Origin of the sequence: Micromonospora sp. C81 (assembly GCF_018070425.1) — a bacterium.
GTDB classification, from domain to species: Bacteria; Actinomycetota; Actinomycetes; order Mycobacteriales; family Micromonosporaceae; genus Micromonospora; species Micromonospora zamorensis.
The window spans coordinates 20,759-37,787 of the sequence record NZ_JAGPXS010000017.1 but is presented as its reverse complement, the minus strand read 5'-3'; the positions used below and the strand labels follow the sequence as shown (position 1 = coordinate 37,787).

The following is a 17,029-nucleotide window of genomic DNA, read 5'->3' as shown; positions in this document are numbered from 1 at the left end:
CGGCCGGTGGCGTCCGGGAAGCCCCGAACGCCACCGGCAGGGAATCACTCAGAAGGCACCCTGAGTCTTGGCGTCCTTCGTGAACTGCTCCCAGGCCTTCGCCTTGTCGGCCTGCCCGCTCTCGAACGCCCGCAGGGCCGGCTCGAGTGCGTTCTCCTTGATCGCCTGGTGCTTCGGGCCCAGGTGGGTCGGCTGGATCTTGGCGACGCTCTCCCCGAAGATCTTGCCGGTCGGCGCGTTGCTGAAGTACTCGTTGGTGTAGCTGATGAACGCGTCGTTCTTCAGCGCCTCCAGGTTGGTGGGCAGCGGGCCCTTGGCCTTGAAGGCCTCCACCTGGCTCTTCGCGTTGGTCAGGTACTCGGCGAGCTTCGCCGCCTCCTTCGGGTACTTGCTCTGCGCCGGAACCGCGAGCCACGAGCCGCCCCAGTTACCGCCGCCGCCCGGCACGGACGCCACGTCCCACTTGCCCTTGTTGGCCGGACCGGAGTTCTCCGTGACGATGCCGAGCATCCAGGACGGGCAGAAGGTGGCCGCGAAGGTGCCCTGCTTGAAGCCACCGGACCACTCCGGCGACCAGGTCTGCGCCTTGGCGGAGATGTCCGCCATCGAGGTGGCGGTGTCCCAGGCGTTCTTCACCGCGGGGCTGGTGTCCGCGATGATGTTGTCTTCCTTGTCGTAGAACAGGTCACCGTTACCCTGGAACATCACGCCGTTGGAGACGGCGGTGATCGAGTCGATGAACGCCTTGCCGCCGCTGCCCTGCTTGTACTTCCGGCCGGCCTCGTGGAAGCCGTTCCAGTCCGACCAGAGCGCCGACACCTGGTCGCGCTCGGTGGGCAGGCCGGCAGCCTGGAACAGGTCCTTGCGGTAGCAGACGGCGAGACTGCCGACGTCGGTCGGCAGGCCGATCAGCCGGCCGTCGGGCGCCTTGCCCAGCTCCCACTTCCAGGGCAGGTACTCCTTGGAGTGGTCCGAGACCAGCGGCGCGAGGTCGGCCCAGTTGCGCGCGTTGGGCTTGAACTCGTTGAGGATGCCCTCTTCCAGGGCGGTGACGTCCGCCGCACCCTTGCCGGTGGCCAGGTAGCGGACCAGCTTCGGCCGGTACTCGGCGAGCTGCGCGGTCTTGCGCAACTCGACCTTGATGCCGGTGTCCTTCTCGTACTGCTTGACGAGCTCGTCGTAGCCCATCTCGCCGAAGGTGTCGACGACCAGCTTGGCTGGCTTCTCGCCGGCCGCCGGCTTGTCGTCGTCGTTGCCGCAGGCTGCGAGACCGCCGATAGCGGTGATCGCGGCCAGGGCAGCGGCCGCCAGGCGGGTACGCCGCGTGGTGACACTCATTCGCTGACCCCTCTTTCCGGTGGTGAGGCTGGATGTGTCGTGGTGGGGTGCTCATCACGCCTGGCCGGGGATGCGTCAGTGACCCATGCCACCCTCGGGAGCGCTCCCATGAGATTGCCGACAGGTAACGGGAGTGTCAATAGGGCGATGGGAGCGTTCCCAGATCGTTACCGCTCAGCTCACCTGGCAACTCCGCCTCGCAAACTCCGCCTCGGACCGGCGGAGCTTCAGCAGAAGCGGCGGAGCAGGGTGGTGGTCTGGTCCGGATCGAAGCGGGACGGGTCGAAGGTGGAGCCCGCCCAGTCGCGCAGCGTCGCGTGCCGTGGATCGACCGGCCCGACCGGATCGTCCTCGTCGGCCAACGCGACCAGGAGCGCCCCGTAGCCCAGCGGCCCGCCGACGCCCTCCGGTGGGCAGGCCCGCTCACCGTCCAGGCAGACCGGGTACCGCTCGTCGGGGTCGGCGGTCAGCGCGTCCTCCACGACCAGGTCGTGCTCCCACCAGTCACCGAAGTCGTACGTGTAGGAGAACCGGCTGCCCTTGCCGAGCACCGCGTCCAGCCGCACGTCCAGCTCGTCGTGCAGCGCCAACTCGCCGTCCGGGTCGGGGTCGCCGTACTGCATCGCTTCGATCTCGAACGAGTGCAGGTGGCAGTCCCGCCAACCCATCGCGTGCTGCACCACCCGGTGCAGCCGGTCCAGCGTGTAGCCGGCTGGCACGAGCACCCGGCGCCACACCGGCGGGCGGACGCCGGCGAGGGACATCTTCAGCTGGAAGATCTGACGGGGCATGCTGTCCTGTCCTCCCGCGGCTTAGGCTGCGAGCATGATCTGCCGAGCGTGCCGGGCCCGGCGACACGACGACTGCCCGGGCCGGAACTGGTGCGACTGCCAGCACCGTACCGCCGAACCGACCCCTCCCGTCACTGGTCCGGCCGGCGAATGAGCGTCGGAATTCCGATCCGACGGCTCTGGCCCGAGCCTTCGACGCAACAACTCGACGACGCCGCGCTGACCACGCTCTACGGCCGCGCCGACGAGCCCCGACTGCGGGTCAACTTCGTCGCCAGCCTGGACGGCGCGGTCACCCTGGACGGCTATTCCGCAGGGCTGTCCGGCCAGCCGGACAAGCGCGTGTTCGGCGTGCTGCGGATGGTCTGCGACGCGCTGGTGGTGGCCGCCGGCACGCTGCGCCACGAGGGATACCGGGCGGTCCGCCTCGACGAGCGCCGCCGCGCCTGGCGACGCGAGCACGGGCTGGCCGAGTATCCGACGCTGGTGGTCGTCTCCGGTTCACTCGACCTCGATCCGGAGCAGGCCGCCTTCGCCGACGCGCCGACCCGTCCGATCGTGCTCACCCACGCCGACGCCGAGCCACCGCCCGGGCTTACGGACGTCGCCGACCTGCTGCGCTGCGGCACCGGGCGGGCCGACCTGGCCGCCGGCCTCACCGAACTGCACCGACGCGGGCTGACCCAACTGCTCTGCGAGGGCGGCCCGCACCTGCTCGGCGCGCTCACCGCCGCCGACCTGGTGGACGAGCTGTGCCTCACCGTCGCGCCGCTGCTCGCCGGGCCCGGCCCGGGCCGGATCACCGCCGGCGACGCCGCGCCGCCCCGGCACCTGCCACTGCGGCACGTGCTGGCCGCCGAGGACGGCGTCCTCATGCTCCGCCACGCCCGCCCGTAACGGGCCGTCGTCCGGCCACACACCCACCGTCGCGGGTGTGACGGCGCATGGTGTCGTCCGCCGCGTCGCGTGGCGACCTGTCGTACTCCTCGGGCAGGATGCACCTCATGGTTCCCGACCGTGCTGCCCGACCGACCCGAGTCGCCCGATGACCGACGCCGAGCTCGACAGCCCGGGCGAGGTGGTCGGGCGGGTGCTGGGCACCGCTGACGCCACCCCGTTGCAGTTCTGGACGGCCGTGGCACCCGGCAGCTATCTCCAGCTCGACGACGTCGTGGTCACCCGACGGGAGCTGCCGGACCGGGAGCCGGTGACGATCGCTGGCGTGGTCACCCAGGTCCGCGCTCGACACGAGGGCGCCCAGTTCGAGTCCGACGTGTTCGCCATCGCCGACGGCACACTGCCCGCGCAGGTGCAGGAGGCCGCCGAGGTCACCACCACCCGGGTCGATCCGGAGCTGTACGTGCCGCCGACCCCCGGCGCGGTGGTGCACCGGGCCGAGGGCGACGCCCGGGCGCGCGCGCTGCACTTCGACCGGATGGAACGGCGCATCCCGATGGGGATGGGTCGGGACGGCGTCCCGGTCTATCTCAACGCCGACTTCCTCGACGGCAGCCGCGGCGCACACGTCTCGATCTCCGGCATCTCCGGGGTGGCCACCAAGACCAGCTTCGCCACCTTCCTGCTCTACTCGGTGTTCCGCTCCGGGGTGCTGGGCGGCGACGCGGTCAACGCCAAGGCGCTGATCTTCAACGTCAAGGGTGAGGACCTGCTCTTCCTGGACCATCCCAACACCCGCCTCGACGATCCCACCCGCGCGGCCTACGCGAAGCTCGGCCTCAGTGCCGGCGCCTTCCCCGACGTGCGGGTCTACGCCCCGCCCCGGGTCGGTGACGCGGCCGGCACGCCGGATGTGAGCAGCCGGCTCACCGGGGTGGACTCGTTCTACTGGACGTTGGACGAGTTCTGCGCCGACCGTCTCCTGCCGTACGTCTTCGCCGACGCCGACGACGAGCGCCAGCAGTACACGATGGTGGTCCACTCGGTGACCGCGCACCTGGCCCGCTACGCCCAGCCGGCCGACGGCGGGGTGAGCATCGACGGGGTCCGGCTCGGTTCCTACGGCGACCTGGTCGACCACATCGTCGACCAGCTCAACGACGACGAGACCCGCTCCGACTGGGCGGGCAGCGCGGTCGGTCTGGGCACCGTCAACGCGTTCGCCCGGCGGTTGATCGGCAGCAAGAAGGACCTGGCCCGGCTGATCCGTGGCGACCTCGCCACCCGTCGCCCGCACTCGATCAACACCAGCGAGTCCGCGCAGGTCACCGTCGTCGACCTGCACAACCTTCCGGACCGCGCCCAGCGGTTCGTGGTGGGTGTGACGCTGAAGAGCGAGTTCGAGCGCAAGGAGAAGTCCGGCACCGCCAAGCCGTTGCTCTTCGTCGTGCTCGACGAGCTCAACAAGTACGCCCCCCGGGAGGGCTCCTCGCCGATCAAGGAGGTGCTGCTCGACATCGCCGAGCGGGGCCGCTCGCTCGGGGTGATCCTGATCGGCGCGCAGCAGACGGCGAGCGAGGTGGAACGGCGCATCGTCACCAACTCGGCGATCCGGGTCGTCGGCCGGCTCGACCCGGCCGAGGCGTCCCGCCCGGAATACGGCTTCCTCCCGCCCGCACAGCGCCAGCGGGCGCTGCTGGCCAAGCCGGGCACCATGTTCGTCAACCAGCCGGACATCCCGGTGCCGCTCTGTCTGGAGTTCCCCTTCCCGGCCTGGGCCACCCGGGTCTCCGAGGCGGGCCGGGCACCATCGGAGACGCTGCGCTCGATCACCCAGTCCGCCGACCCGTTCGCCGTGGTGGGCTCCGGCGGCGGCAGCACCGACGACGACATCCCGTTCTAGGTAGGGGCCGGCTACAGCAATGAAGATCCTGCACACCTCCGACTGGCACGTGGGAAAGGTGCTCAAGGGGCAGTCCCGGGCCGAGGAACACAAGGCCGTGCTGGCCGGGGTGATCGACATCGCCCGTGCCGAGCAGCCGGATCTGGTGATCGTCGCCGGTGACCTCTACGACACCGCCGCGCCCACCTCGGAGGCGACGCGTCTGGTCACCCGGGCGCTGACCGCGCTGCGTCGCACCGGCGCGGACGTGGTGGCGATCGGCGGCAACCACGACAACGGCCCGGCGCTGGACGCGCTGCGGCCGTGGGCCGATGCCGCCGGCATCACGCTGCGCGGCGGGGTGCGGGAAAATCCGGACGAGCACGTCATCGACGGCACCACCGCCGGCGGCGAGCGGTGGCAGCTGGCCGCGCTGCCGTTCCTGTCCCAGCGGTACGCGGTGCGCGCGCTGGAGATGTACGAGCTGACCGCGGCGGAGACCAACCAGACGTACGCCGACCACCTGGGCCGGGTGCTCGGGCGACTGACCGAGGGGTTCACCGAACCGGACCGGGTGCACCTGGTCACCGCGCACGTGACGGTGACCGGCGCGACCACCGGTGGCGGCGAACGCGACGCGCACACGGTGCTGGGCTACGCCGTCCCGGCCACCGTCTTTCCGGCTACCGCGCACTATGTGGCGCTGGGCCACCTGCACCGGGCGCAGCGGGTCATCGGCCCCTGCCCGGTGCGCTACAGCGGCAGCCCGCTCGCTGTCGACTTCGGCGAGCAGGAGAACGTCCCCTCGGTGACGATTGTCGAGGTGACGGCCAGCACCGCCGCCCGGGTGCGGGAGGTGCCGGTGACCGCGGCGAGCGCGCTGCGGACGGTGCGGGGCACCCTGGCCCAGCTCGCCGAGATCGAGGCACCGGACGCCTGGCTGCGGGTGTACGTGCGGGAGCAACCCCGCGCCGGCCTGCGCGAGGAGGTGCAGGAGCTGCTCCCCCGGGCGCTGGAGATCCGCATCGACCCGGAGCTGCTGGCCGCGCCGGGCAGCGGTGCCCGCATCGCGCAGCGCTCGGGGCGTTCGCCGCGGGAGTTGTTCGCCGACTACCTGGACAGCCGGGGCCACGCCGACGAGGGCGTGCAGGAACTCTTCGACGAGCTCTTCGAGGAGGTCGAGCACTGATGCGTCCGATGCGCTTGGACATGGCCGGGTTCACGGTCTTCCGGGACGACACCACAGTCGACTTCACCGACGCCGACTTCTTCGCCCTGATCGGTCCGACCGGTTCGGGCAAGTCCACAGTGCTGGACGCCATCTGCTTCGCGCTCTACGGCATGGTCCCCCGCTGGGGTGGCGCCCGGGGGCTGGCGAACGCGCTCGCGCCGTCGGCGACCGAGGCCCGGGTGCGGCTGGTCTTCGAGTCCGGCGGGGCCCGCTACGTGGCGACCCGGGTGGTCCGGCGGGACGGCCGGGGCAACGTGAAGACCGCGAACGCCGGGTTGCAGCTGATGCCGGCCGGCTTCGACGTGACCAAACTGGACACCGGGTTGAGCCCGGACGACCTCGGTGAGGTGGTGGCCGGCACTCCCGCCGAGATGGAGCAGGCGGTGCTGGAGGCGGTGGGGCTGCCGTACGAGCAGTTCACCAGCTGTGTGGTGCTGCCGCAGGGGCAGTTCGCCGATTTCCTGCACGCCAAGCCGGCGACGCGGCAGCAGATCCTGGTCAACCTGCTGGGCCTCGGCGTCTATGAGGACGTGCAGAAGAAGGCGACGGCGCGTGCCGCGCAGGCGGACGCCCGACTCGACGCGGTCGACCAGGTGCTCGCCGGGCTCACCGGCGTGGACGACGAGGCGTTGGCTGAGGCCGAGGCCCGGGTCGAGCGGATGGCCGAGCTGGCGGCGGCGGTGACGGCCGCGGTGCCGGAGCTGGCGGCGGCCCGGACCACCGCGCGCGAGGCGGCGGCGGCGCTGACCGCTCTCGACGACGAGTTGTCCGTGCTGACCGGGATCCGCGCGCCGCGCGGGGTGGCCGAGGTGGCACGCGCGGTCACTGCGGCGCGGGCCGACGCCGAGGCCGCGGCGACGGGCGTGTCGTTGGCCGAGGAGCGCGAGGAGAAGCTGCGCGGGGAGCTGGCCGGCGCCGGCGATGAGAGCGCGGCGCGGCTGCTGCTGCGGGCGTACGACGATCGGGACCGGCTGTCCGCTGAGGCCGACACGGTCCGGGCGGCGGTGCGCGCGGCGAACGACGAGCACGCCACGGCGGTGGCCGCGCTGGCGGTGGCCCGCGCGGCGGCCGAGCAGGCCGAGGTCGACCTGGAGGCGGCCTTCCGGGCGCACGAGGAGGCGAAGGCCACCGACCTGGCGGTCAGTCTGCGGGTGCACCTGCATGCCGGCGCGCCCTGCCCGGTCTGCGAGCAGCCGGTGGCGCAGGTGCCGGCGGTGCCGGCCGATTCGGCGGTGGCGGCCGCGACGGCGGCGGGCAAGGCGGCGCGGGCCGCGACCAAGGCCGCGCAGACCGCGGTGCGGCAGCGGGACGAGGCGGCGCGTGACCTGGAGCGCCTGCTGGTGCAGGCGCGGGCCCGCCAGGAGCAGGTGGACTCCCGGCTGGCCGAGCTGGACGGGCAGCTCACCGGGGCTGCGGAGCCGGCCGTGTTGCGCCGGGAGTTGGCCGAGCACGCCCGATTGCGGCGCGCCCTGGAGGAGGCGGCGACAGCGGTGCGGGCGGGCCGCGAGGCCGCACGTCAGGCCCGGGCCGGGGTGGATGCCGCCGAGGAGCGGCTGCGGGCGGCATGGCGGGCCTTCGACACGTCCCGCGACGGGTTGGCGCGGTTCGGCCCGCCGGCGACCGATCGGGACGATGTGGCCGCCGCGTGGGCCGCGTTGACCGGTTGGGCGACGACCGAGGCCGACCGCCGCCGCGAAGATCGGGCGAGCCGGGCGGTCGCCGTCGCCGAGGCCGAGTCGGTGGCTGACGCGGTGCGGCGGCGCATCGCCGGCATCTTCGCTGACGCCGACGTGCCGGTCGGCGACGACCCGGTGCACGCCGCGACCGTCGCGGTGGAGCGGGCCGACGCCGACCTCCGCCGGCTGCGGGAGCGCCGGGAGCAGGCCGGGACGCTGCGCGAGCAGCGTGCCGGGCACGAGCGGGAGGCGCAGGTGGCGCGGGCGCTCGCCGGGCACCTGCGGGCCAACAACTTCGAGCGGTGGTTGCTAGCGGAGGCGTTGGACCTGCTGGTCGACGGCGCGTCGGGGATCCTGCGGGAGCTGTCTTCCGGCCAGTACGAGCTGGTGCACGACAAGGGCGAGTTCGTGGTGGTCGACCACCACGACGCGGGGCTGCGCCGGGGCGTTCGCACCCTCTCCGGGGGTGAGACGTTCCAGGCGTCGTTGGCGCTGGCCCTGGCGCTCTCCGAGCAGCTTGCCGGGATGTCGACCACGGCGGCCAGCCTGGAGTCGATCGTCTTGGACGAGGGCTTCGGCACGCTCGACGCGGCCACCCTGGACACGGTGGCCGCCACCCTGGAAAACCTGGCCGCCCGGGGTGACCGGATGGTCGGCGTGGTCACCCACGTGCCGGCGCTGGCCGAGCGGATCCCGGTCCGGTTCGAGGTGCGCAAGGACGCGCGTTCGGCGCGCATAGAGCGGACGGGCCGGTGAGCGCGAGGAGTGCAGCGCGGCGGAGCCCCGCAGTCGCGAACGAAGGGCCAGCTCGGTGAGCGACGCCGCGTTCTTCGTCGACTCGTGGGATCCGGCGTACGGGGCGTCGTTCGAGGCGTCCGCTGCCGGGCCGGCCTCGCCGAGCAGCGCGCAGGTCGACGCGGACGCCGAGGTGCCCGCTGTCGACTGGCGGGCGATCGGGGTGCGGGCGGGGGTGCGGGCGCCCGACGTGGTGCTGCTGGTCGACGGGGTTCGCCGGATCGACGCGAGCATCTGGACGGCCGAGACCGACGGCGTGTCGTTTCCCGGGTTGGCCGCCTCGTACGCTGCCGGGGTGGTCCGGTGCGACCTGGGCCGGGGTGCGGCGCAGTTGGCCGGCACCCGGGTTGGCCGGGGTCTGTTCACCGCGAGCCCGTCGGCGCAGGACGTGGTGGCGGGTGCGATCCGCTATCCGGTGCACCGGGTGGGTGGCACCGGTGAGCTGGCGAAGTTGCCGGCCGCGGTGCAGGGCCCGCTGACCGCGCTGGAGGTGGCGGTGTCCGACGCCGCCCGGGTCGACGGTGACCTGCTGGTGGTGGACGGCCCGTTGCGGAGCCGCCGGCAGTTGCCGCGCACCCTGGGTTACATCAAGACGCAGCACAGCCAGTACCTGGATGCCCGACTGACCGCGGTGGTGACCGGTATGGCGTCGGGTGAGCGCTCACCGGTGTTCCGGCTCGGCACCGCCTGGGGTGGCTGGTCGTGGTATCTGCGGTTGCCGGTGGCGGTCGGTGCGCCGTGGGCGGGCATCGTCCGGGTGGAGTGCTCGGCTGATCTGCCCGTCGAGGCGGCGATCGAGCTGGCCGACCTGTCGCTGGTCACCCTGCCGCGTTTCGCCTCCACCCCGTACAAGGATCCCCGCGCTCCGCAGAACCTGATCCCGATCGCCGGTCTGGAACGCCGACTGCGTGCCCTGCTCGGCGACTCCCGACTGCTGCACCGCGCGTTGACCGCCGCGGCTCGCGCCGCGCGATAGACGGGCGCTGATCACGATGGGACGTAAACGGGCGGCTGACCGGGTGGTCGAGCAGGTCGACACCGGGCAGGCCGAGCTCGTTCCGGATCCGGACCGGGCGGGCTCGTGGACCCTGCTGCTGGACGGCGCGCCGCAGTCGCATGTCGACCTGACCGACCCCACCCACCTGGAATTCGAGTACGTGCGACGGCTGGCTGCCGCGCTGGACCTGATCGCGCCCGCCGGTGAGCCGCTGCGGGTGCTGCATCTGGGCGGAGGGGCCCTGACCCTTCCCCGGTACGTCTCCGCAACCCGTCCCGGGTCTACCCAGCGGGTGTCCGAGGTGGACGGCGCGTTGGTGGAGCTGGTCCGTCGGGCGTTGCCGTGGCCGTCCGACACCCGGCTGCGGGTGCGGGTGGAGGACGCGCGGGCGGTGTTGACATCCACCCGCGACGCCAGCTACGACGTGGTGGTCGCCGACGTGTTCGCCGGTGCCCGTACCCCGGCTCATCTCACGTCCGTGGAGTACGCGGCGGAGGTGGCCCGGGTGCTGCGCCCCGCGGGTTGGTATCTGGCGAACCTGGCCGACGGCCCGCCCCTGCGGCACGCCCGCGCCCAGGTCGCCACGGTCCGCTCGGTGCTGCCGCAGGCCTGTGTGGTGGGCGACGCGGCGGTGTTGCGTGGCCGCCGGTACGGCAATCTGGTGCTGGTCGCCGGGCGGGTCACACCGCCGGTGCCGGAGCTGACCCGGCGCGCGGCCGGTGACTGGTTTCCGGGTCGGGTGGTGGCCGGCGACGACCTGGACCGCTTCGCCGGTGGGTCCCAGGTCGTCCGGGACGCCGACGCGACCGGCTCCGATCCCCCGCCTCCGGGGCTGTTCTCGGTCCGCCGCTGACCGCCCACCCGGCAGCGACGCAGAACTTTTTTTCGCGGTTTGTTGATCCGTTCGGGGCGCTGGCGCGTACCACCGGGCGGCCCACCTCGTGGGCCGGCGTTGGTGACGGACATCCCGGAGGTCTGCATGCATGCGGTGGCGGCCGGTTGGCATGGTGACGCGGTACGCGCGGACTGGTTGTCGGCGCGGTCCTCGTCGCGGCCGACGCCCCCTGCTCGGGGGGTCGACGCGCACGCGACGTCTCGCCAGAATGGTCCGGTGACGCCGCGACCGGCGCCCGGGCGCCATCAGGCGACGACAACCGAGGCCAGCCATTCCGACCAGTTGATCCGTCAGCTCTACGCCGAGCACGCCGGTCCGCTGCTGATGTTCGTGATGCGTCTCACCGGGGGGGATCGGCAGCGTGCGGAGGACATCGTCCAGGAGACGCTGCTGCGGGCCTGGCGCAACGCGCACCGCCTCGGCACGCAGGGGCAGGGCTCGCTGCGGCCGTGGCTCGTCACGGTGGCCCGTCGGATCGCCATCGACGAGCACCGCAGCCAGGAGGCCCGGCCACCGGAGACGTACGACCGGGACCTCACCGCGTTCGCCGAGGCGGACAGCACCGACCGGGTGTTGCGCACGATGACGGTGGCGGACGCGCTGCGTACGCTCAGTCAGTCGCACCGGGAAATTCTGATCTCGACGTACTTCCGGGGGCGGACGGTCCCGGAGGCCGCCGAGGAGTTGGGGCTGCCGCTCGGCACCGCCAAGTCGAGGGTCTACTACGCGCTGCGCGCGCTGCGCACGGCTCTGCAGGAGCGGGGGGTGACAGAATGAGCCGGCCGGACCACATGGACGTCGCGGCGTACGCGCTCGGTGTGCTCGACGAGCAGGATACCGAGCGGTTCGAGGAGCATCTCGCGACCTGCTGGGCGTGTGCGGCGGAGTTGGAGACGATGGTGCCGGTGGTCGGGCTCCTCTCCGACATCGACGGCGAGACGATGATGGCGCTGGAGCAGACGGCGACCGATCCGGCGTTGCTGAACCGGACGCTGGGCGCGGTTCGGGCCGATCGTCGGCGTACCCGGTTCCGGCAGATGTTGGCGACGGCCGCCGCAGTGGTGGTCTTCGGCGGGCTGAGCGGGTACGGGTTCGTCAGCGTGACCGACAGCGGCTCGACTCCGGTGGCCGGTCCGACGTCGAACGCACCGATCGACCCGCAGACCAGCGGGCCGACTGCTCCGCCGAGCGGCCCTGGTGTGGGCGGCACGGAGGAGGAGGGCGACCAGGTCGACGCGACCGACCCGACCACGGGCGTGCAGACGACGGTGTTCCTGGTCAAGCGGGAGTACGGCACCCGGATCAATTTCAGCCTGCGGAAGCTGCCCGGCCCGCGCGTCTGCCGGCTGGTGGTGGTGCGCAAGAACGCCGACCCCGAGGTGATTTCGACCTGGTCGGTGCCGGAGGGTGGTTACGGCACCAACACCCGCCCGCAGGGTCTTGAGTTGAGTGCCTCGACGTCCGCGCTGGTGAGTGACATCAAACAGCTCCAGGTGCAGTCGATCGATGCCAATGGTGTGGCGAGTCCGCTGGTGACGGTCCCCCTGTAGTCTCGCGTACGCTTCGGCGCCGGTCATTGTCACAATGGCCGGCGCCGATCTGTCGTTGTGGGGAGTTTCCCTTGCGGGGGCGTACGTATCGCTGCCCCCATCGGTTCAATCAAAGAACGTGAAATTGACCACTGTTACTACTTCAACCTTGACAGCCCACTTCCCGTACCTATGGGTGAACTGCCAAGAATGAGGAGGGCACGTGGCACAGATGAAGCGGACCGTCATCGTCGCGAGCGCGATGGTCGCACTAACGGCCTGCGCTCCCGCAGGTTACGACGGGGCGAACTCGAGCGCGGCCGAGCCGGTCGCCGTCGCCGCGGCCGAGCCCACCGCGTCGGTTGTACCCGAGGCTTCGGCGTCCGCGGAGGCGCCCGCCGCCGACGCGCCGCCCGCGAACGTGGACCTGACCGAGAAGTTGGTCGGCAAGAGCGTCGCCCGGATGGGCAAGGTGGTCACCGACCAGGACGGTTGGATCCTGTACCGCTTCGACAAGGACACCGCCGACCCGCCGTCGTCGAACTGCGTCGACAAGTGCGCCGAGGTGTGGCCCCCGGCGCTGACCGACGGCAACCCGCAGCTCACCGGCGTCTCCGACGACAAGGTCAGCAGCGTGACCCGCCAGGACGGCACCCGTCAGCTCACCGTCGGCGGCTGGCCCGTGTACCGCTACATCGGCGACAAGAAGCCCGGCCAGTGGAAGGGCCAGGCCGTTGGTGGCACCTGGTTCGTGGTCCAGCCGGACGGCAAGAAGAACCTCAGCTGCCTGCCCACCTCCACGCCGAAGGCGGTCGCGCCTCCCGCGGACAGCGGCTCGAACGACGCCGGCGGCTCGGGCTACTCGTACTGAGCCAGGCACACCACCAGGACGCGGTGGTCGGTCGTCGCCGGGGAGGGCGCGGCCGGCTACCGGTTGTACGCGGGACGTCGGCACACCGGTGGTGCCGACGTCCCGCCCGTACGTGGCAGAGTTGGCGGCGTGACCGACACCGAACCCGCCGCGACCAGGGTGCTGCACCCACCGGTCGACTACCGGCTGACCGCCTCGGTCCGTGCACTCACCTTCAGCCCGTACGATCCGTGCGCCCGGGTGGCTGCCGGCACCTTCTGGTGGGCCACCCGCACCCCGGACGGTCCGGCCACGCTCGCGCTACGACCGGCTGGCGGCGAGTTGCTCGCCGAGGGGTACGGGCCCGGCGCGGAGCACGTCCTCGCCCGCGCCGACGCGATCGCCGGGCTGCGCGACGACCTGACCGGCTTCACCGAACTGGCAGCGGCGCACCCGCTGGTCGCCCGGCTGGCCCGGGAGCACCGGGGCCTCCGGATGCCCGCCACCGGGGAGGTCTTCCCCCGACTCCTGCGCGCGGTCTTCGAGCAGAAGGTCACCGGCAAGGAGGCCTACCGGGCGTACTCGGCGATGGTGCGGCACTTCCGGGAGCCGGCTCCCGGCCCGTTGCAGCCGCTGCTCCTGCCGCCCGAGGCAGCCACCGTGGCCGCGGCCCCGTACTGGGTGTTCCACCCGTTCGGGGTGGAACAGCGCAGGGCCGACACACTCCGTCGCGCCGCGGCGCTCGCCGACCGCCTGGAGCGCAGCACCGACGCCGCCGACGCCACCCGACGGCTGACCGCAATTCCCGGCATCGGGCCGTGGACGGCCGCGGAGGTGGTCCGGATCGCGTACGGGGACCCGGACGCGGTCAGCGTCGGCGACTTCCACATCCCGAACACTGTCGCCTGGGCGCTCGCCGGCGAGCCGAGGGGCGACGATGCCCGGATGTTGGCCCTGCTGGAGCCGTTCCGGGGTCACCGGGGCCGGGTCTGCCTGCTCCTGGAGGCCGCCGGCATCCGCGCGCCGAAGTACGGCCCGCGCGCCCCGATCCGCTCGTTCGCCGGTTACTGAGCCTCGTCGGAGCGATCGTGCCCGGCGCTCAGCGGCTCACACAGAGCCGCCGCAGGGTACGGCCGAGCCACCAGGCGTACGTGTGCTGCACCGCCCGGACAGCCGGGCCGCCGGCACGGGTGAACCAGCGGGCCGGGAGGCTGAACGCGCGTACCTCGAACCAGACCGCGCCGTCGTCCTTGCGGCCGACCACGAACGCCTCCTCGCCCCGCTCCGGATGCCCGGTCAGGCTTCCGTAGCCGAAGCCCGCGCGGGTGGGTGACTCCTCGCTCCAGATCACCTGACACGGCCCCCAGATGCGGGCCGGGCCGACGCCCAGGCCGGCGGTGACCAGCACCCCCTCGGTGGCGCGTGCGGCGGTCGTCCGCATCCGGACCCCGGCGGCGCGGTGCAGCCGCCAGCTCAGCACCGCCTCGGCTGCGGTGTCGAAGCTGCCCGCCGGCAACGGATACCGGTGGCGCAGGTGGTGGTAGCCGCCGGGCAGCGCCCCGTGCCGGGTCCGCCCCACCTCCGGGTACGTCAGCTCGGCCACCGCTCCCCCTCGTTCTCGGCTGGACACGGGCCAGCGTACGGCCGGCGCGGGCGGGGCCGCCCGCCGAGGACATCGGCGGTCGTGGTGTGCTGCCCCGATGAGCGTCGAGGCGAGCATCGTCCCGGCCGGTGTCGCGGACGCCGGCGAGATCCTCACCGTGCAACGGGCCGCGTACCTGACCGAGGCACAGCACTACGGCGACCCGTTCCTGCCGCCGTTGACCGAGACGCTGGACGAGGTCCGGGCGGTGTTGACCGGCCCGGGCGTCGTCCTCGCGGCCCGGTCGGGGCACCGACTGGTCGGCTCGGTGCGGGCCCACCTGGCCGGGGACACCGCGCACGTCGGGCGACTCTCGGTGGCCCCGGACCAGCAGGGTCGGGGAGTCGGTGGGCGGCTGCTCACCGCGATCGAGGTGGCCTGCGCCGGCCGGGTGGCCCTGTTCACCCTGTTCACCGGAGCGGACAGCGCGCGCAACCTGCGGCTGTACGAGCGGCACGGCTACCGGATCGTGGCGCACCGGCCGGACCCGAACGGCATCCGGTTGGCCGTGCTGGAGAAGCCGGTGGTCAGCCCCGCTCACTCCGACGTTTGAGCCCGTCGGCCTCCAGACGCAGGTAGCGCCGGAGCAGGTCGCCGTAGAGCCAACCGATCACGCCGGCCAGCGGCCCGGACTGGGCGATGGCCAGCTCGACCCGGGTGCGCCCGTCGGGCAGCGGCAGCAGACGATGCTCGCCCCGGGTGCGTACACCGGGGGTCTGGGAGGCCCAGGTGAACTCTCGGCCCTCGGTCAGGTCGGTGACCCGCCACACGGCCGGCCGCAGCTTCGGCTGGGTCAACCGGGCCGTCGCGCCGACGGCGAGCGGCCCCGGCTCCCCCCGCTCGGCCCGCGACACCGAGGCCGTCCACTCCGGCCAGCGCGGCACGTCGACAAGCACCGCCCAGACCTGCTCGACGTCGGCGGCGATTTCCGTATCCGCTTCGAACCGCATCGTGTCTCCTCCCGGCGACGCCGGTCGGCACCGCCAGGGTGCAGACGAGGCCTCCGGGTGGATCGTGACACCCGGGCGCAAGCTCGGTGGGATCAGGCCGCTTCGCGCAGGTCGGCCAGGCTCAGCGGGGTACGCCGGCGCAACAGCTCCTCCAGCTCCGGCACCGAACCGACCTCGCCGAGCACGTTGCGACCGCCACCGAACCGCTCCGGGTATCGCCGGGTCAGCCGGTAGCGGTAGCGGCCCCGGATCAGCTCGACGCTGACCCGCCACCGCCCACAGCAGTCACAGACCCACTCGGACATCCCGCGAAAGTAGCTCTGACCTGCGGTTATCCGATCCGGTCGGTCGGGACGAGCAGCGCAGCGGCGGACACGCCGCCCCGGCACCGACGGTGATCTGCCTCACGACTGTCGGCACCGTCTGATTGACTGGCGCCGTGGACCTGCCGATCAACCCGCCGGTCGAGCCGATGCTGGCCAAGAGCGTGCCCAAGCTGCCCACCACCCCGGGCGTCACCTACGAGCCCAAGTGGGACGGGTTCCGGTGCATCGTGTTCCGCGACGGCGACGAGGTCGAGCTGTCCAGCCGGGGCGGCAAGTCGATGACCCGCTACTTCCCCGAGGTGGTCGAGCAGGCCCGTCGACAGCTACCGGAGCGGTGCGCGGTCGACGGCGAGCTGATCGTGATCCGGCGTGACGGGCCGAGCGGCCAGCCGCGGCTGGATTTCGAGCTGCTGGCCCAGCGCGTCCACCCGGCCGCGTCCCGGGTGAAGATGCTGGCCGAGACCACTCCGGCCGACTTCGTCGCGTTCGACCTGTTGGCGATCGACGACGAGGCGCTGCTCGACCAGCCCTACCCGCGCCGCCGGGAGCGGTTGGTCGAGGCGCTGGCCGGGGTGCGTCCGCCGGTGCACGTCACCCAGGTCACCACCGATCCGGACACTGCCCGTCGCTGGTTCGACGTGTTCGAGGGCGCCGGGTTGGACGGGCTGATCGTCAAGCCTTCCGACCTTCCGTACGAGCCGGGCAAACGGCTGATGTTCAAGGTCAAGCACACCCGCACCGCGGACGCCGTGGTGGCCGGGTTCCGCTGGCACAAGTCCGGCCCGGTGGTGGGCTCGCTGCTGCTCGGCCTGTACGACGACTCCGGGGTCCTGCACCACGTTGGCGTGAGCGCGTCGTTCAGCATGGCCCGCCGCGCCGAGCTGCTCGACGAGCTGGCGCCCTACCGGGACACCGGAGGCGAGCACCCGTGGGTGCACGGCGACCACGAACGCGGCCAACGCATCCCCGGCGGGGTGAGCCGGTGGACGGGCACGAAGAACCTGGAGTGGGAGCCGGTGCGCCCGGAGCTGGTGGTCGAGGTGGGCTACGACGCGATGGAGGGCGAGCGGTTCCGGCACACCGCCCAGTTCGTCCGCTGGCGCCCGGACCGCGACCCCCGCTCCTGCCGCTACGACCAGCTCGAGCGCCCGATCCGCTTCGATGTGGACCAGGTGCTGCGCGGCGACCCGACGGCCACCGTGGACCGAGCCGCCACCGGCCCGGCGTAAC

General features: G+C 72.4%; 17 protein-coding genes. 12 read left to right on the top strand and 5 right to left on the bottom strand.

The window, feature by feature from the left end; translation table 11 throughout:
* Nucleotides 1-48 precede the first annotated feature (48 nt).
* The gene (locus tag KBX46_RS24655) at nt 49-1,338 is read right to left on the bottom strand and encodes an ABC transporter substrate-binding protein (protein ID WP_210794243.1); all 1,290 of its coding nucleotides are present in this window, start codon (nt 1,336-1,338) and stop codon (nt 49-51) included.
* Nucleotides 1,339-1,565: 227 nt separating this feature from the next.
* Nucleotides 1,566-2,129: a plasmid pRiA4b ORF-3 family protein gene (locus tag KBX46_RS24650; RefSeq protein ID WP_210794242.1), complete on the bottom strand. Its 564-nt coding sequence runs from the start codon at nt 2,127-2,129 to the stop codon at nt 1,566-1,568.
* A 150-nt stretch (nt 2,130-2,279) separates the two neighbouring features.
* On the opposite strand from KBX46_RS24650, the gene KBX46_RS24645 reads away from it, so the two are divergent.
* The 10 genes from KBX46_RS24645 (at nt 2,280) to KBX46_RS24600 (ending at nt 13,952) form a co-directional block, all read left to right on the top strand.
* On the top strand, nt 2,280-3,026 hold the full coding sequence (locus KBX46_RS24645) for a pyrimidine reductase family protein (protein WP_210794241.1): 747 nt from the start codon (nt 2,280-2,282) through the stop codon (nt 3,024-3,026).
* A gap of 148 nt (nt 3,027-3,174) precedes the next feature.
* Complete coding sequence (locus KBX46_RS24640) at nt 3,175-4,929, top strand: ATP-binding protein (RefSeq protein WP_099851515.1); 1,755 nt, start codon at nt 3,175-3,177, stop codon at nt 4,927-4,929.
* A gap of 19 nt (nt 4,930-4,948) precedes the next feature.
* Complete coding sequence (locus KBX46_RS24635) at nt 4,949-6,097, top strand: exonuclease SbcCD subunit D (protein WP_099851514.1); 1,149 nt, start codon at nt 4,949-4,951, stop codon at nt 6,095-6,097.
* A complete protein-coding gene (locus KBX46_RS24630) occupies nt 6,097-8,571 on the top strand; it encodes an AAA family ATPase (RefSeq protein WP_210794240.1) in 2,475 nt (824 codons plus the stop codon). Before KBX46_RS24635 ends, KBX46_RS24630 begins: the two co-directional genes overlap by 1 nt.
* Nucleotides 8,572-8,626: 55 nt before the next feature.
* Nucleotides 8,627-9,586 (top strand): hypothetical protein, encoded by a 960-nt coding sequence (locus KBX46_RS24625; protein ID WP_210794239.1) that lies wholly within the window; start codon nt 8,627-8,629, stop codon nt 9,584-9,586.
* 16 nt (nt 9,587-9,602) lie between these two features.
* Nucleotides 9,603-10,460, top strand: coding sequence for a spermidine synthase (locus tag KBX46_RS24620; RefSeq protein WP_210794238.1), 858 nt, complete (start codon nt 9,603-9,605; stop codon nt 10,458-10,460).
* A 126-nt stretch (nt 10,461-10,586) separates the two neighbouring features.
* Nucleotides 10,587-11,279: a sigma-70 family RNA polymerase sigma factor gene (locus tag KBX46_RS24615; protein ID WP_088951545.1), complete on the top strand. Its 693-nt coding sequence runs from the start codon at nt 10,587-10,589 to the stop codon at nt 11,277-11,279.
* On the top strand, nt 11,276-12,052 hold the full coding sequence (locus tag KBX46_RS24610; RefSeq protein WP_088946861.1) for an anti-sigma factor: 777 nt from the start codon (nt 11,276-11,278) through the stop codon (nt 12,050-12,052). Before KBX46_RS24615 ends, KBX46_RS24610 begins: the two co-directional genes overlap by 4 nt.
* Nucleotides 12,053-12,254: 202 nt before the next feature.
* Nucleotides 12,255-12,902, top strand: a complete 648-nt coding sequence (locus KBX46_RS24605; RefSeq protein WP_088946860.1) for a hypothetical protein — start codon at nt 12,255-12,257, stop codon at nt 12,900-12,902.
* Nucleotides 12,903-13,031: 129 nt separating this feature from the next.
* Nucleotides 13,032-13,952, top strand: a complete 921-nt coding sequence (locus tag KBX46_RS24600; RefSeq protein WP_210794237.1) for a DNA-3-methyladenine glycosylase — start codon at nt 13,032-13,034, stop codon at nt 13,950-13,952.
* 28 nt (nt 13,953-13,980) lie between these two features.
* Here KBX46_RS24600 and KBX46_RS24595 read toward each other — a convergent pair whose 3' ends face one another.
* Nucleotides 13,981-14,484 carry a DUF1990 domain-containing protein gene (locus tag KBX46_RS24595; RefSeq protein WP_308159682.1) on the bottom strand — a complete coding sequence of 168 codons (504 nt, stop codon included), beginning with the start codon at nt 14,482-14,484 and terminating at the stop codon, nt 13,981-13,983.
* Between the two features lie 97 nt (nt 14,485-14,581).
* Between KBX46_RS24595 and KBX46_RS24590 the strand changes: the two genes are divergently transcribed.
* On the top strand, nt 14,582-15,076 hold the full coding sequence (locus tag KBX46_RS24590) for a GNAT family N-acetyltransferase (RefSeq protein ID WP_210794235.1): 495 nt from the start codon (nt 14,582-14,584) through the stop codon (nt 15,074-15,076).
* Here KBX46_RS24590 and KBX46_RS24585 read toward each other — a convergent pair.
* Both KBX46_RS24585 and KBX46_RS24580 read right to left on the bottom strand, forming a co-directional pair.
* Entirely contained in the window at nt 15,051-15,473 is a 423-nt protein-coding gene (locus KBX46_RS24585) for an SRPBCC family protein (RefSeq protein ID WP_099851494.1), read from the bottom strand. The two genes, KBX46_RS24590 and KBX46_RS24585, sit on opposite strands and share 26 nt — an antisense overlap.
* Nucleotides 15,474-15,565: 92 nt before the next feature.
* Nucleotides 15,566-15,778 carry a hypothetical protein gene (locus KBX46_RS24580; protein ID WP_099851492.1) on the bottom strand — a complete coding sequence of 71 codons (213 nt, stop codon included), beginning with the start codon at nt 15,776-15,778 and terminating at the stop codon, nt 15,566-15,568.
* Between the two features lie 134 nt (nt 15,779-15,912).
* On the opposite strand from KBX46_RS24580, the gene KBX46_RS24575 reads away from it, so the two are divergent.
* Complete coding sequence (locus KBX46_RS24575) at nt 15,913-17,028, top strand: ATP-dependent DNA ligase (RefSeq protein ID WP_210794234.1); 1,116 nt, start codon at nt 15,913-15,915, stop codon at nt 17,026-17,028.
* Nucleotide 17,029 lies beyond the last annotated feature (1 nt).